The 14764-nt window shown below is 65.0% G+C and carries 15 protein-coding genes; 8 read left to right on the top strand and 7 right to left on the bottom strand.

Features of this window, described 5'->3' with window-relative positions; genetic code table 11:
- Window positions 1–66: 66 nt before the first annotated feature.
- Window positions 67–759, top strand: coding sequence for a GntR family transcriptional regulator (locus ACVMB0_RS19670; protein ID WP_461347351.1), 693 nt, complete (start codon window positions 67–69; stop codon window positions 757–759).
- Window positions 760–793: 34 nt separating this feature from the next.
- Window positions 794–1366, top strand: a complete 573-nt coding sequence (locus ACVMB0_RS19665; protein ID WP_461347350.1) for an invasion associated locus B family protein — start codon at window positions 794–796, stop codon at window positions 1364–1366.
- Here the strand turns inward: ACVMB0_RS19665 and ACVMB0_RS19660 are convergent, their stop codons facing one another.
- Window positions 1367–2188 carry an NAD-dependent epimerase/dehydratase family protein gene (locus ACVMB0_RS19660; protein WP_461347349.1) on the bottom strand — a complete coding sequence of 274 codons (822 nt, stop codon included), beginning with the start codon at window positions 2186–2188 and terminating at the stop codon, window positions 1367–1369. It lies immediately after the preceding gene.
- 113 nt (window positions 2189–2301) lie between these two features.
- Here ACVMB0_RS19660 and ACVMB0_RS19655 point away from each other — a divergent pair, with 113 nt between their 5' ends.
- Window positions 2302–3264 carry an SMP-30/gluconolactonase/LRE family protein gene (locus ACVMB0_RS19655; protein ID WP_456798469.1) on the top strand — a complete coding sequence of 321 codons (963 nt, stop codon included), beginning with the start codon at window positions 2302–2304 and terminating at the stop codon, window positions 3262–3264.
- Window positions 3265–3383: 119 nt separating this feature from the next.
- Here ACVMB0_RS19655 and ACVMB0_RS19650 read toward each other — a convergent pair whose 3' ends face one another.
- Together ACVMB0_RS19650 and ACVMB0_RS19645 are read right to left on the bottom strand one after the other, a co-directional pair.
- Window positions 3384–4817, bottom strand: a complete 1434-nt coding sequence (locus tag ACVMB0_RS19650; protein ID WP_456756026.1) for an aldehyde dehydrogenase family protein — start codon at window positions 4815–4817, stop codon at window positions 3384–3386.
- Window positions 4818–5031: 214 nt separating this feature from the next.
- The gene (locus ACVMB0_RS19645) at window positions 5032–7398 is read right to left on the bottom strand and encodes a transketolase (RefSeq protein ID WP_461347348.1); all 2367 of its coding nucleotides are present in this window, start codon (window positions 7396–7398) and stop codon (window positions 5032–5034) included.
- Between the two features lie 130 nt (window positions 7399–7528).
- Here ACVMB0_RS19645 and ACVMB0_RS19640 point away from each other — a divergent pair, with 130 nt between their 5' ends.
- The gene (locus ACVMB0_RS19640; RefSeq protein ID WP_029078130.1) at window positions 7529–7990 is read left to right on the top strand and encodes an Lrp/AsnC family transcriptional regulator; all 462 of its coding nucleotides are present in this window, start codon (window positions 7529–7531) and stop codon (window positions 7988–7990) included.
- Between the two features lie 11 nt (window positions 7991–8001).
- On the opposite strand, the gene ACVMB0_RS19635 is transcribed toward ACVMB0_RS19640, so the two are convergent.
- Complete coding sequence (locus ACVMB0_RS19635) at window positions 8002–8178, bottom strand: hypothetical protein (RefSeq protein WP_461347347.1); 177 nt, start codon at window positions 8176–8178, stop codon at window positions 8002–8004.
- Between the two features lie 668 nt (window positions 8179–8846).
- On the opposite strand from ACVMB0_RS19635, the gene ACVMB0_RS19630 reads away from it, so the two are divergent.
- The 3 genes from ACVMB0_RS19630 (at window position 8847) to ACVMB0_RS19620 (ending at window position 11268) form a co-directional block, all read left to right on the top strand.
- Complete coding sequence (locus ACVMB0_RS19630; RefSeq protein WP_461347346.1) at window positions 8847–9473, top strand: Clp protease N-terminal domain-containing protein; 627 nt, start codon at window positions 8847–8849, stop codon at window positions 9471–9473.
- A 293-nt stretch (window positions 9474–9766) separates the two neighbouring features.
- Window positions 9767–10030: a hypothetical protein gene (locus ACVMB0_RS19625; RefSeq protein WP_461347345.1), complete on the top strand. Its 264-nt coding sequence runs from the start codon at window positions 9767–9769 to the stop codon at window positions 10028–10030.
- A gap of 92 nt (window positions 10031–10122) precedes the next feature.
- A complete protein-coding gene (locus tag ACVMB0_RS19620; RefSeq protein WP_461347344.1) occupies window positions 10123–11268 on the top strand; it encodes a Spy/CpxP family protein refolding chaperone in 1146 nt (381 codons plus the stop codon).
- 29 nt (window positions 11269–11297) lie between these two features.
- Here ACVMB0_RS19620 and ACVMB0_RS19615 read toward each other — a convergent pair whose 3' ends face one another.
- The gene (locus ACVMB0_RS19615; protein WP_461347343.1) at window positions 11298–11693 is read right to left on the bottom strand and encodes a hypothetical protein; all 396 of its coding nucleotides are present in this window, start codon (window positions 11691–11693) and stop codon (window positions 11298–11300) included.
- A 6-nt stretch (window positions 11694–11699) separates the two neighbouring features.
- Window positions 11700–13088: a cytochrome P450 gene (locus ACVMB0_RS19610; protein ID WP_461347342.1), complete on the bottom strand. Its 1389-nt coding sequence runs from the start codon at window positions 13086–13088 to the stop codon at window positions 11700–11702.
- Window positions 13089–13096: 8 nt separating this feature from the next.
- Between ACVMB0_RS19610 and ACVMB0_RS19605 the strand changes: the two genes are divergently transcribed.
- A complete protein-coding gene (locus tag ACVMB0_RS19605) occupies window positions 13097–13264 on the top strand; it encodes a hypothetical protein (RefSeq protein ID WP_461347341.1) in 168 nt (55 codons plus the stop codon).
- A 162-nt stretch (window positions 13265–13426) separates the two neighbouring features.
- Here the strand turns inward: ACVMB0_RS19605 and ACVMB0_RS19600 are convergent, their stop codons facing one another.
- Window positions 13427–14599 (bottom strand): fumarylacetoacetate hydrolase family protein, encoded by a 1173-nt coding sequence (locus ACVMB0_RS19600; RefSeq protein ID WP_461347340.1) that lies wholly within the window; start codon window positions 14597–14599, stop codon window positions 13427–13429.
- Window positions 14600–14764 lie beyond the last annotated feature (165 nt).

Here is a 14764-nt window from a genome sequence, read left to right as displayed (position 1 = left end):
CCCGCATTATTGACAATAACCGGAGCGCCATGCTGACCTCCGGCACCGATCCGAAGCCGAGCGCATATGAAAGCCGAACCCACCTTGTCCGAACTCCAGGCCCCCTCGCGCGAGGAGGAACAGGCGGAGGTGATCCGCCGGCTGGAGGAGGACATCATCTTCGGCCGCTTCGCGCCCGGCCTGCGGCTGGTTGAGGATACGCTGATGCAGCGCTACGGCGCGAGCCGGCATTTCGTCCGTCAGGCCCTGTTCCAGCTCGAGCGCCAGGGCATCGTGCTGCGCGAAAAGAATGTCGGCGCCACGGTGCGGTTCTATTCGGCCAAGGAAGTACGGCAGATCTACGAGGTGCGCGAGATGCTGACGCGCCAAGCCGCGCTGATGATCGCCCTGCCCGCGCCCGACGGCCTGATCGACCGGTTGAGCGAGCTGCAACGGCAGTACTGCCTCAGGGCCGACGCGCAGGACATGCGCGGCATCCACGAGACCAACGACGCGTTCCATCTCGCGCTGTTCTCGGCCTGCGGCAATCCGTATCTGGTCCGTTCGTTGCAGGACTACATGAACCTGACGCTGCCGATGCGCGCCAAAAACCTCGCCGACAGCGAAGGCCTCGCACTGTCGCGCCGCCAGCATGAGTTGATGATCGAGCTCTTGAAAGGCCGCGACAGCTGGGCGCTGGCACAGCTCTGCGTCGATCACATGCAGTACAGCAAGGCGGATTATCTCGTCCGCATCTCCAACGACAAAAAGCCGCAATAGCGCGATACGCGGCCTCCTCGTAAAGGAGACGGCGATGCGTCATGTGGCTTTGTTGGTGGGATCGTTCGCGGCGCAGCTTGCGCTTGGCGGCATTGCCGAGGCGGCCGATCCGCGCGCCACCGAGCTGACCTATGAGCCATGGAGCAAGACCTGCCTCACCGAGGCGAGTTGCTTCGTCGCGGCCGCCGCGCGCGGCAAGTGCGCACCGTCAGGCGGCACCATCAGCATCTCGCCGCAGAGCAGCACGCGCGCCCTGCTCACCGCCAATGTCGGCACGCGGACCATGCTGGAGGGCACGATCAGCCTGCGGATCGACCAGGACGAGCCGATGCAGATCGCGAGGACGCACTGCTACACGCTCGGCTGCGGCGGCACGCTGGAGGCCAATGGCGAACTGATCGAACGGCTCAAGCACGCGCAGGCGATCGCGGTGGAAGCCAAGAACCTGACCGGACGGACAATCAGCCTCAGCTTCCCGCTCAACCACTTTTCGCAAGTCTATGACGGGCCCGGAAGCGCACCCAAGGCGACGTCCGGGAAAAGCGCGACTGAGCCGCAGCGCGAGCACACCGAGGCGGTCAAGCAGCTGCCGCAATGCGAGGATTGATCACGTCTTCCAGTCGATCACCCTCGTCCGGTCGCCGTCGAACTCCATGCTGCAGAACGCGCCGCCCTGGTAGTAATCGCCGACCGGATCCGGCGGCAGCTTGGCCTGCTCGGCCATTGCGTGTTCGCGAAAATCCTCAGCCCGCCCGGTCGGGCGATAGCCGAGATCATAGGCGCGGTGATTGTCCCACCATGAGCGCTCATTGTAGGAGGCGCCGTACAGCACCTCGAAATGGATATCGGGATGCTCGAGCCCGATGCGGCAGAGCTGCACCAGATCTTCCGGCTTGAGCCAGATCGACAGTCTGCGGTGATCGAGCGGCGCGTCGCCGAAATTGCCGATCCGGATGCAGGTCACCTTGATGCCGTGCTTGTCGGCATAGAGCGCGCCGATGCCTTCGCCGAACACCTTGCTGACGCCGTAACGGCTGTCCGGCCGCGCGGTGACGTCGGTGCCGATGCGATGATGCCGCGGATAGAACCCGACGGCGTGATTGGACGAGGCGAAGATCACGCGCTTGACGCCCTGCTTGCGCGCCGCCTCGAACAGATTGTAGCCGCCGATGATGTTGGCTTGCAGGATCGCGTCCCACGCGCCCTCCACCGAATAGCCGCCGAAATGCAGGATGCCGTCGACGCCCTCGCAGACCGCCTCGACCTGCGCCAGATCGGCGAGATCGGCGGCCTTGAATTTTTCGTGTGCGCCGAGATCGGAGGGCGGCTTGATGTCGCTCAGCAGGAGATCCGGATAGATCGACGGCAGCATCTTGCGCAGGCTCGTTCCGATTCCGCCCGATGCGCCGGTCATCAATATGCGTGGCATGCCGTCCCTCGTCTGTCCTGATTGCTGCGATCGAATTGCGGTCGCAGGCCGACAATGATAGCAAACCATGCGCTCAAGGAAACACCATCGAAACACAACAACGAGAACAGCAAATGTCCGATGTTCATTCCGCCGGCTGGCGTCCCGCGACCTGCTATCCCGATCCCGCGATCCACGCGCTCGATCCGCGCTTCGAGAAATACTGGCTGAAACTCTCCGCCGTCGAGCGGATCGCCACCGGCCTGCGCTGGGCCGAAGGCCCGGTGTGGTTCGGCGATGGCCGCTATCTCCTGTGCAGCGACATCCCGAACCAGCGCATCCTGAAATGGGAGGAAGAGACCGGCGCGGTCAGCATCTTCCGCAAGCCGTCGAACTTCGCCAACGGCAACACCCGCGACCGCCAGGGCCGGCTGATCACCTGCGAGCATGGCGGCCGCCGCGTGGTCCGCACCGAATATGACGGATCGATTACCGTGCTGATCGATAGCTTCGGCGGCAAGCGGTTGAACTCGCCGAACGACGTCGTGGTGAAATCCGACGGTTCGATCTGGTTCACCGATCCGACCTTCGGCCTGCTCGGCAATTACGAGGGCTACAAGGCCGATCCGGAGATCGCGCCGAACGTCTACCGGCTCGATCCCGAAACCGGCAAGGCCACCATCGTCGCCGAGGGCGTGCTCGGCCCGAACGGGCTGTGCTTCTCGCCGGACGAGAAGATCCTTTACGTCGTGGAATCCCGCGGCGAGCCGAACCGCAAGATCCTCGCCTATGACGTCGCCGCCGACGGCACGACGATCTCCAACAAGCGCGTGTTCATCGATGCCGGTCCCGGCACGCCGGACGGCATGCGCTGCGACATCGACGGCAATCTGTGGTGCGGCTGGGGAATGGGCGATCCCGAGCTCGATGGCGTCGTCGTGTTCGCGCCCGACGGCGTCATGATCGGCCGCATCGCGCTGCCGGAGCGCTGCGCCAACCTCTGCTTCGGCGGCGTCAAGCGCAACCGCCTGTTCATGGCGGCGAGCCAGTCGATCTACGCGCTCTACGTCAACACCCAGGGCGCGCCCGGCGGTTAGACTTCAACGTCGTCCCGGCGAAGGCCGGGACGACGTTGAAGATGCAGCTATCCCAAAACGCCTGACGCCGGAGCGGTGATTCGCCCCGGCGCCGAAATCGTGTCTCTCGCAGCTCCGGCTTACGCGGCGTTGTAGCCGGCGACCGCCTTGGCCTCGAGATATTCTTCCAGACCGTAACGGCCCCACTCGCGGCCGTTGCCGGACTGCTTGTAGCCGCCGAACGGCGCGGTGCGCTCGTTCGGCACGCCCTGCAGGTTGACGTTGCCGGCGCGGATCTGGCGGCCGACGCGGCGCGCGGTTTCCACGGTGTCGGCGGAGACGTAACCGGCGAGACCATAGGGCGTGTCGTTGGCGATCTTCACCGCCTCAGCCTCGTCCTTGGCGCCGAGGATCGTCAGCACCGGTCCGAAGATCTCCTCGCGGGCGATCGTCATGTCGTTGGTGACGTCGGCGAAGATGGTCGGACGGACATAGAAGCCCTTGTTGACGCCCTCGGGCAGGCCCGGACCACCGGCGACGAGCGTTGCGCCCTCGTCGATGCCCTTCTGGATCAGCGCCTGAATCTTGTCCCACTGGCCGCGGTTGACCACCGGGCCGATCGTGGTGCCGTCGGCACGCGGATCGCCGGCCTTGGTCTTGTCGGCGACGCCCTTCGCGATCGCGGCCACTTCCTTCATCTTGGAAAGCGGCACGATCATGCGCGACGGCGCGTTGCAGGATTGGCCCGAGTTGTTGAACATGTGCATCACGCCGCCGGTCACCGCCTTGGCGAGATCGGCGCCCTCGAGGATCACGTTCGGCGACTTGCCGCCGAGCTCCTGGCTGACGCGCTTGACGGTCGGCGCCGCACGCTTGGCGACGTCGACGCCGGCGCGGGTCGAGCCGGTGAACGAGATCATGTCGATGTCCGGGTGCTCGCTCATCGCGGCACCCACCTCCGGGCCGAGGCCGTTGAGCAAGTTGAACACGCCCTTCGGCACGCCAGCTTCATGGAGGATTTCCGCGAAGATCAGCGCCGAGGTCGGGGTGAACTCCGACGGCTTCAGGATCATGGTGCAGCCGGCGGCGAGCGCGGGCGCGACCTTGCAGGCGATCTGGTTGAGCGGCCAGTTCCAGGGGGTGATCATGCCGACCACGCCGACCGGCTCGCGCACGATTACGGCGGTGCCCATGGTCTCCTCGAACTCGTACTTCTTGAGCACTTCGAGGGTGTTCATGAGGTGGCCGAGGCCGGCGCCGGCCTGCAGCTTCTCGGCCATCGGCAGCGGCGCGCCCATCTCGTCGGAAACCGCGGCGCCGATCTCCTTCATGCGGCCTTTGTAGACCTCAACGATCTTGGTGAGCAGCGCGATGCGTTCCTCGCGGCTGGTCTGGGAATAGGTCTCGAAGGCGCGCTTGGCGGCGGCGACTGCCTTGTCGACATCGGCCTTGGAGCCGAGCGCAACTTCATACATCGCCTCTTCAGTCGCCGGATTGACGACCGGGGTGGACTTGCCCTTGACGACGGGATCGACCCAGGCGCCGTCGATGTAGAATTGCATGCGATTGACCATCGGAAACCTCTTGTAGGGGGCGTATGGATAAGGGGAACGGAAAGCGTTCGGCAGGCATCCTTGCACGAAAGCAGGGCGAATTGAACCCGCCATATGCGGGGCGCGGCTCGTGCACGCGAACGGCATATAATGTCGCTGCCGCGCCGGTGGCAAGATTACATCCGTCGTCCCGGCCTTGTGCGCAATTGCGCACGGGGCCGGGACCACGATGCGGCTACACCGCCATCTTGCGATGCCGCACCGGGGCGCCGGCCGAGACGCTCTCCGCCGCGTCGATGATGGCATTGGCGTCGATGCCGTAGTGGCGGTAGAGGTCGCCGATGGTGCCGGTCTGGCCGAAATGCTCGACGCCGAGCGCCTCGAGGCGGTGGCCGCGCACGCTGCCGAGCCAGCCGAGCGAAGCCGGATGGGCGTCGATTACGGTCACAATGCCGCAGTCGCGGCCGAGCGGCGCCAGCATGCGCTCGATACGACTCAAATGCTGCGCGCCACGGCGGTCGCGGCGCAAATTCCGCGCCGCGGACCAACCGGCATAGAGCCGGTCGGCCGAGGTTACCGCCAGGAGACCGACATCGCGGTGGCTCTCGCCGATCAGGCCGACCGCCTCGATCGCCTCCGGCGCGACGGTGCCGGTATAGGCGATCACGACGTCGCAGTTCGGGCCGGGCTTGCGCATCCAATAGGCGCCATCGGTGATGTCGCGCTGCAGCTCCGGCGTCATGATCCGTTGCGGCTGTTCCAGCGTCCGGGTCGACAGCCGCAAGTAAACCGAACCACCCTCGGCGCCCTCGCGCTGCATGTGGCCAAAGCCCCAGCCCATGATCACGGCAAGTTCATCGACGAAGGCCGGATCGAACGAGGCGAGCCCGTCCTGTCCCATGCCGATCAGCGGCGTCTTGATCGACTGGTGCGCGCCGCCTTCCGGCGCCAGCGAGATGCCCGACGGCGTCGCCGCCACCATGAAGCGGGCGTCCTGGTAGCAGGCATAGTTCAGCGCATCGAGGCCGCGCTCGATGAAGGGATCGTACAGCGTGCCGACCGGCAGCAGCCGCGCGCCGTTGATCTGCTGCGACAGGCCGAGCGCCGACAGCATGATGAACAGATTCATCTCGGCGATGCCGAGCTCGAGGTGCTGGCCTTTCGGTGAATATTCCCAGGTGTAGGCCGACGGGATCTTCTCCTGCCGGAACAGATCGTGGTTCTCCGCCCTGGCGAACAGGCCGCGGCGGTTGACCCAGGCACCGAGATTGGTCGACACGGTGACGTCGGGCGACACGGTGACGATGCGCGAGGCAAGCTCGCTGTCGCCGCGCGCGAGTTCATGCAGCACGAGACCAAAGCCCTGTTGCGTCGACATCTGCGCGGAGGCCTTGAACGCCAGCCGCTCCGGCACCGCGATTTCCGGCGCCGAGAGCCGGCGGCGTCCCTCGCGGTTGAACGGCGCTTCGGCCAGGAACGCCTCGAGCTTCGCAGGCTGCTGCGACAGGCCCTCGAACTTGTCCCATTCATGGCCGGCGCGAATGTTCTGCGCGGTGCGCCACTTCTCCATCTGCGCCACCGTCATCAGGCCGGCGTGGTTGTCCTTGTGGCCCTGCATCGGCAGCCCGACGCCCTTGATGGTGTAGGCGATGAAACAGACCGGACGGTCGTGATCAACAGCCTCGAACGCCTCGATCATGCTTGCCATGTCGTGGCCGCCGAGATTCGACATCAGCGCCAGCAACTCGTCGTCGCTGCGGCGATCGATCAGCGCCGAGACGTCGCCCTGGTCGCCGATGTCGTCGCGCAGATGCTTGCGGAACGCCGCACCGCCCTGGAAGCACAGCGCCGCGTACATCTGGTTCGGGCAATTGTCGATCCAGCGCCGCAATGCCTCGCCGCCGGGCTCGGCAAACGCTTCCAGCATCAGCTTGCCGTATTTCACGATCACCACGTCCCAGCCGAAATTGCGGAACATGGTCTCGAACTTGGCCCACAGTCCCTCGCGCACCACGGCGTCGAGCGACTGCCTGTTGTAGTCGACCACCCACCAGGTGTTGCGCAGGCCGTGCTTCCAGCCTTCCAGCAGCGCCTCGAAGATATTGCCCTCGTCCATCTCGGCATCGCCGACCAGCGCGATCATGCGGCCCTCGGGCCGGTCGTTCATCCAGCCATGCGCCTTGACGTAGTCCTGCACCAGCGAGGCGAACAGCGTCTGCGCCACGCCGAGGCCGACCGAGCCGGTGGAGAAGTCGACGTCGTCGGCGTCCTTGGTGCGTGAGGGATAGGACTGCGCGCCCTTGTAGCCGCGGAAATTCTCCAGCTTGTCGCGGGTCTGGTGACCGAACAGATACTGGATGGCGTGAAACACCGGGCTCGCATGCGGCTTCACCGCGACGCGGTCCTGCGGCCGCAGCACCGAGAAGTACAGCGCCGACATGATGTTGGCGAGCGAGGCCGACGAGGCCTGGTGGCCGCCGACCTTCAGCCCATCGGCATTTGGCCTGACATGATTGGCGTGATGGATGGTCCACGACGACAGCCACAGCACCTTGCGGGCCAGGGCTGTGAGCATGTCGAGGCGTTCAGGCGCAATTCCCATGGCAGGGCTCCGAGCGATATTCCCGATGTTACTGCCGGCTGCGCCGCCGAAAATCTCAATTCCACGCGACAGCACAGAAAAAATTGGGATAAATTCCCACGATCCTGCCGCAACCACCGAGTTCATCCCAATGCCTGCCCTCGACGCCATCGACCGCAAGATCCTGAGTCTGCTCCAGACCGACAGCCGCATGACCATGCAGGAGCTCGCCGACAAGGTCGGGCTGTCGGTGTCGCCATGTCACCGCCGGGTCAAGCTGCTCGAGCAGCGCGGTGTGATCTCGCGCTACATCGCGACCGTCGACCAGAAATCGATCGGGCTGCATGTCTCGGTCTTCATCTCGATCAAGCTGGCGCGGCAGAAGGAGGAAGATCTCAACCGCTTCGCGCGCGCGATCTCGAAATGGGACGAGGTGCTCGAATGCTACCTGATGACCGGCAACCGCGATTACCTGCTGCGCGTCGTCGCTGCCGACCTCTCCTCCTATGAGGCATTCCTGAAGAACAAGCTGACCCGCCTCGATGGCATCGCCTCGATCGAGTCGAGCTTTGCGCTCAGCCAGGTGAAGTATTCGACGGCGTTGCCGGTGTGAGTGTTGGTTGATCACGCGAACGGTGCCGACACCACGGCGTCGTCCTGGCAGGCCAGGACGACGATGAGGATGGTTCTCGATTCAAGATATCCAACATCGGTGTCATCAACCGCGCATTGTTTGGACTGGACATCGAGCCGGGCGATGACAGGTGAGGATAAGGATGCAACTGCGCGTTCTCGCGACATGATCTGTCCGAGCTTTGCTTGTCGTTCCGCCCTCTCTCGATCAGAGGGCGCAGGGAAAGCCGGGTGCCGATCGCACCCATGGGCCCCGAGCAAATGGGTAGAAAGCTCGGGGGTAGGACCACAGGTGTAACCGGAAACAACCCGGCTTTCCCTGCGCGATGGGCTACGGCTTATACGTGCTCTCCCCGGCGAGACTTGGCTTTGTTGTCACCGTCTTCGCAACGCGCGTCGCGCAACGCGAAGAGACACCTGCCGCTAGGGCGTCAGGCCTGCACGATTTCGCCGTCCGCCTCATGCGCATTCGTCAACTGCGCATTCGGCGTCCACCGCATCTCGACCCGCGTTCGTGACGACCGCGAAGCGCCCCTCGATCGGGTGAGACGCACAGACCATACACTGAGTTGCCCTTCGGATAAAGCGAAATATTTTTTCACAAGGGGCTTGCGCCGTCGGGCAACTCAGTGATCGGCATTCTGTCAGGCTCTCCGCTGACCGCACCCGATCCCGGTCCAGCGGACCATTTTTTCAGCGGGTTCGATACGACCTGCCGCTTGCGCCCCAGTCGGGGAATGGTGAACGTATCGCGACGACGTCCACATCCCTTTGCCCGGACAAACGGGTCAGCAATGCAAGGCCTGGCATTTCCGTTTCGACGCAAAGGACAGGACATGCGCGACTTTCGCGATTCAAAAGCCATGGCACACACGCTTCGTGCCGCTCTCGCCACCAAAGGTCTCAAGATCACCATCGGTCAGATTCTCGAATTGACCGCCGAGATGTTCGGTCTTCCCGACTGGAACACCCTTGCTGCCGCGATCCGGCGCGGCGTTTCCGGCCAAAAGTCGGAAACGGCCTCAAGGCCGGGCGCGAATGTGGTCTGGCCCTCCGGATTTACCCACGAGTTGGCGGCGACGCTCGATCGAGCGATCGCATATGCCCGAGAGCGGCAGCATGAATTCGCGACGCTGGAGCATCTCCTACTTGCGTTGCTCGATGACGCCGATGCATCGGCCGTGATGAAGGCCAATGGGCTCGACTTCCAGGCGCTCAGGGACGGCATCATTGCCTATATCGACCACAAGCTGAAGACTTGGGTCACGAGCAAGGACGAACGCGAGACGACGCCGACCGTTGCGTTTCGCCGTGTGGTGCATCGCGCGACCGTCCGCAGCCTAGATCGCGCGACAAACGGCGCGGACGTGTTGGGCACGATGCTCGGCGAGACCGAGAGTCCCGCGGTCTGGCTGTTAGGCCAGCAGGGAATGACCGGGCAAGCGCCACAACCGTCATCGTAAGCGTCGGCCGGCGTGCAAAATTCAGCAACCTGTGACGCGAGACGACCGGGTGCCGACCGCCTTGAAGGCCCGCCTCGCCAATTAAATCCGTCGCGATCCACGCCCCCGCCGGAACCCGGCGGCGGCGTGCGATGTTGATGTCGGGCATCACTGAGTATCCGGAGGGTAACGACCCATGCTGAGGCCTGCTCGCGGCCGACACACCGTGTTGGCACTCGCCGCGATCCTGGCAATCGCGGCATCGACTGCGCTGTTGGCAGGGAGCGCGGACGCCGCGCGCGGTGGCGGCGGCCATGGTGGTGGAGGTCACGGTGGCGGCGGCCATGGTGGTGGTGGATTTCATGGCGGCGGAGGCGGCTTCCACGGTGGCGGGTTTCATGGCGGCGGGTTTCATGGCGGCGGTGCCGCCCACGCTGGCGGTGGTTTTCATCGCGGCGGCGGCTTTCATACCATTCGTCCGGCCGCAAGAGCCGGAGCGAGGCTCGGCGGCGGTTCAGCCGCACGCCATTCCCAATTCCGTCCTGCCGCGCGCACGGCACGCTCCGCGCCGGGGGTAGCCGCCGGCCGTGCTGCCGCCTCGCCCGCCGCGATGCGGCACAATGCGAACGTCGTGGGGCGCTCGCTGGCCTCTCGCCAGATCCGAGCCGCGATGGGCAGACCCGGCGGCCTGCGCAACCCGATGACGCGCGCCGCCATCACGACCGCCGCCGCTGGAGCCGCCCTGGGCTATCGCAATGGCGATGGTTGGTGGCGCCATCCGAATGGCGGTTATGGCTGGGTCGGCCCGGTGTTCTGGCCCTACGCCTATTACGATCTCTACGACTACACCTGGTGGGGCTGGGGCTACGACCCGTACTTCTGGGATTACGGCTACGGCGATCTCTATGCCGGTCTGTTCGGTCCCTACGACTACGATGCGTTGAGCGGCTATGCCTACTACCTGCCCGGCTATGCCGGTCCCCGGCCGCCGGCCACGGGTCGATCGCGCAGCAGTCAGGCAACGACTCTCGCCGACATGTGCGGCAGCGATCGAACCGACATCGCGGGCTTCCCGATCGAGCAATTCCGCAGCGCCATCCAGCCCAATGCGGAGCAGAGCGCGGCACTCGACGAACTCGCCAGCGCCTCGCAGAGGGCGTCCGAGACCATTCTCAATTCCTGTCCCAAGGACGTGCCGCTGACCGCGCCGAGCCGGCTCTCCGCGATGCAGCAGCGGCTCCAGGCGATGCGCGATGCGGTCGGGATCCTGCAGCCGGCGCTGGAGAAGTTCTACGGGCTGCTCAGCGACGATCAGAAAGCCAAGGTGACGGCACTGGTGGCGGATCAGCACCGCGGTCAGCGTGAGGCGACCTCGGACAATGCCACCTGCAACACGGCGCAGCCTGCCGCCATTGCGTGGCCCGGCGACATCATCGACCGCGACGTCAAGCCGACCGACGCACAGCGGGCGAACCTCGAGGCCTTGCGGGATGCGGCGACAAAGGCCGAGGACACCTTGAAATCATCCTGCCCGCCCACCGACGCCCGCACGCCGCCGGCGCGCCTTGCGGCGGTCGCAGCCCGGCTCGATGCCATGCTGCAGGCGATCGGCACGGTGCGTCCTGCGCTGGATACCTTCTACAGCGCGCTCAGCGACGAGCAGAAGGCCGCGTTCGACGCGATTGGCCCCGAGCGGAACGGCGGCGGCACCGCGATGGCCGCAAGCAATGACGAAGCTCCGCGAGGCCGTCATCGCCGCCACCACCATCATGGTCCGAATATCGGAGGCATGATCTTCCGCATGATCGGCCTGTAAGCCGCGTCATTGCCGCGCGCCTGCGGCCGCTACGGCGCGATCCAGATTCCCATCACGATGATCGCCAGTGCGACGGCGATCACCAGCATGTCCGTCGTGAGCCAATCGGGCATTCCATTTGATGGCTGCTCGTTCATGTCCGCGACTCCTTCTGTTCGCGTCGAGCCACTATGCTGAAACGGATCGGCGCGGACGAGGATGAACTGGTTCACACAACGGCGCGACAAGCGGTCGCTCCGGATTTCGCGCATCTGCGCGCGCACAAGTTGCGGCATGCGATTGATCTGCCGCCCAGGTTTCTGAACATGTTCGACAACGAAGGCGGCAGCAGCGAACACTAGCACATCATCGCGCAGCGCGCTGCCGCCGCAGTCGCGCGGCGCAGGGATCGCGCTGACGGACTCGAATGGAAATATCTTGCGCAACAAGCGCTACGCCGCGGACCTTCGGCTGATCGCCATCGGCAGTCCATGCGCCGGACGCAATGTGATGCGCTGGAGCGGCTGCACGTCGGCGTTCGGCAGCACCCTCATCTCGAAATCGCGGATCAGGACCGCGAGCACGATGGCCGCCTCCTGCAGGGCGAACGACGCGCCGATGCAGGTTCGCGGCCCGACCCCGAAAGGCAGATAGGCGAACCGCGGAATTGCGCCGCGCGCCTCCCCCAGGAAGCGCGAGGGGTCGAATGCATCGGGGCGGCGCCAGAGCCTGTGATGCCGATGCAGGACGTAGGGCGCGATCACGATCAGGGATCGCGCGCCGACCGCCAGGTCGCCCAGCCTGTCCGCCTCGCGCGCCGTCCGGCTAAGGGCGGCGATCGGAGGATAAAGACGCAACGCCTCCTCGATCACCGCCTTCGTCACGACCAGCCGCTCGGCGAGGTCATCGGCCGGATTGGACAGCTCGCGCTCGGCTTCCGACGCGACACGCGACCGCCACTCAGGCGACTGCGACAGCAGAAAGATCGACCAGGCGAGCGTGTTTGCGGTCGTCTCATGTCCCGCGGAGAGAAAGGTGAGGACGTTGGAGCGAATCTCCCGCGGGCTCAGCTGCCGTCCGGTCGAAGGATCCGGCGACCGCAACAACAAGGCCAGCAGATCGCTCGGGCCCTCGACAGGGACGGTACGTCCCCGGCATCGAACGTCGATGATCCTGTCGATCACGGCCTCGAAGTAAGCCATCGTCGCGCGCAGGCGACGATGACCCGGGCGCGGCACGTATTTGGGCACACCGAGCAGATCGAGCGCCCCGATGCGACCGATCACGCTGAAATAGACATTCATCGCCATCCGGAATTCGTCGAGATCATCGCCGATGCCGTCCGAGAAGATCGTCAGCGCGAGCACGTTCAGCGTGACCAGCGTCATCTCGGCGGCAACATCCACCGTGGCATCGGGTCCCATCGTGGACCATTTCGCCGACAGTTCGTTGGCGGCAACCAGCATCCGCATCGTGAAGGAGGTGACGTTGCGGCGCGCGAAGATCGGGGCGAGTGTTCGCCGCTGCACCTCCCAACGCTCTCCGTCGACGCTCAGCAGGCCGTCGGACAATCCGGACGAGAGAATGCGGCGCTGGATTGTGTCTTTCGGGTAATTCCCCGCACGGTCCATCAGCACGTGCTTGATGGCGTGCGGATCGTGAACGACAAATGCGTCGGTGAACGGCAGACGCAGCTTGACGATCGGCTCCCGGAAGAAGTCCTCGCTCCAGCACTCAAGTGGATTTCGCCGCAACCTGGTCAGCAGCTCAATGAATCCAAGCCGGCTTCGCGGCGGATGCGGGACAGGCGGGCAATAATCGCCTTCGTGGCACTGCAACATGGGCCACCGTGAAAATGTTCAATGTACCGGCGAATAATAACGCGAAATACGATCGGTTCCTCAAGCTGCGTTTCGTGTTGCAGCACGAGACGGCGGGCGCGGCGGCGACGACGATACCTGCGTTGCCCGATTTTCATGCCGCTCGGCAGCGTGACGGCAAATTACGTGAGCTATGACCAAGTGAGGCGAGCACCGGAGGAAGGGTTCCCTCCCCCTTGCTGGCCCCGCAAGGGGGTAGGGAGCCTGACGAGCGTGCTCACCTCACGATGGTCCCTCTTCCCCGCAGCACGAAGTCGGTGGGTTACGCCTCGGCTAACTAACCCACCCTACGCTTGTCCTCACAGCACCTTGCGCTGCGCCAAATTCTTCATCAGCGCGCCGACGCCGAAGGTCCAGGGCTCGCATTGGTCGCTGCTGCGCATGCGGTTGACGAGCTTGCCGAGCTGCGGCGCTGCGATGGTGACGATGTCGTCGCGCTTGTGGGTGAAGCCCTCGCCCTTGGCGTCGCGATCCTTGACCGGCGCGAACATCGTGCCGAGGAACAGCGCAAAGCCGTCGGGATATTGATGCACCAGTCCGATGGTCTGCGCGACCAGGTCGGTCGGGTCGCGGCTGATCTTTGAGATCGAGGAATGGCCCTCGAGCACGAAGCCGTCGGTGCCGGTCACGGTGAGGCCGACATCCATCTGCCTGACGTCGTCGAGCGAGAAGGTCGCGTCGAACAGCCGGAGCAGCGGGCCGATCGCACACGACGCGTTGTTGTCCTTGGCCTTCGACAGCAAGAGCGCCGAGCGGCCCTCGAAGTCGCGCAGGTTGACGTCGTTGCCGAGCGCGGCACCCACGATCTTGCCGGCACCGGAGACGACAAGCACGACCTCCGGCTCCGGGTTGTTCCAGGTCGACTTCGGATGCAGCCCGGCATCCATGCCGGTACCGACCGAGGACAGCGTCGGCGCCTTGGTGAAGACTTCGGCGTCGGGGCCGATGCCGACCTCGAGATACTGGCTCCAGGCATTCTGGTCGATCAGCACCTGCTTCAGTCGCATCGCCTGCTCGGAGCCGGGCTTGAGCTTGGAGAGATCATCGCCGACCAGGCGCACCACCTCCTTGCGGATCGCCTCCGCCGAGGACGGGTTGCCGCGCGCCCGCTCCTCGATCACGCGTTCCAGCATCGAGATCGCGAAGGTGACGCCGGCGGCCTTCAGCACCTGCAGATCCACCGGCGCCAGCAGATGCGGCTTCGCCTTGTCGCGCCGGTCGGGCGGCGTGTTGGCGAGGATCGCCGCGAGATCGCCGATCCGCTCGCCTTTGGTCGCACGCAACGCACCTGCCGGATCGCTCTCCTCGCACAGCGCGCTCACCGTGGGAAAGCGCGCGGTGACGTCGAACACGCCGTCGCCGCGTACCGCGACCACGGCCGGCCCGCCGGCCTGCGGCAGCCAGACCCGTCCGACCAGCGTGCCGGCGGTGCCGTCCTCCGGCAGGACGTCTTTTGGCGTGAGCGAAATCATCGGCGTCTCCTTTTTTGATCTTGTGGTCGCTTGTTAGCACAATCCGCCCGGCGGCGTGAAACAGCGGTCATGCCCTTGTCATAGAGGGGTAACATCGCCCGTCAATGCTCCCGGCGATCCATCTAGCACACTGAAAGACGGACCTTCATGACCGCCCCTCACCTC

The sequence above is a fragment of the Bradyrhizobium sp. USDA 4451 genome, assembly GCF_054822585.1.
The sequence above is the reverse complement of the archived record's forward strand: the minus strand, read 5'-3'. Positions and strand labels throughout refer to the sequence as shown.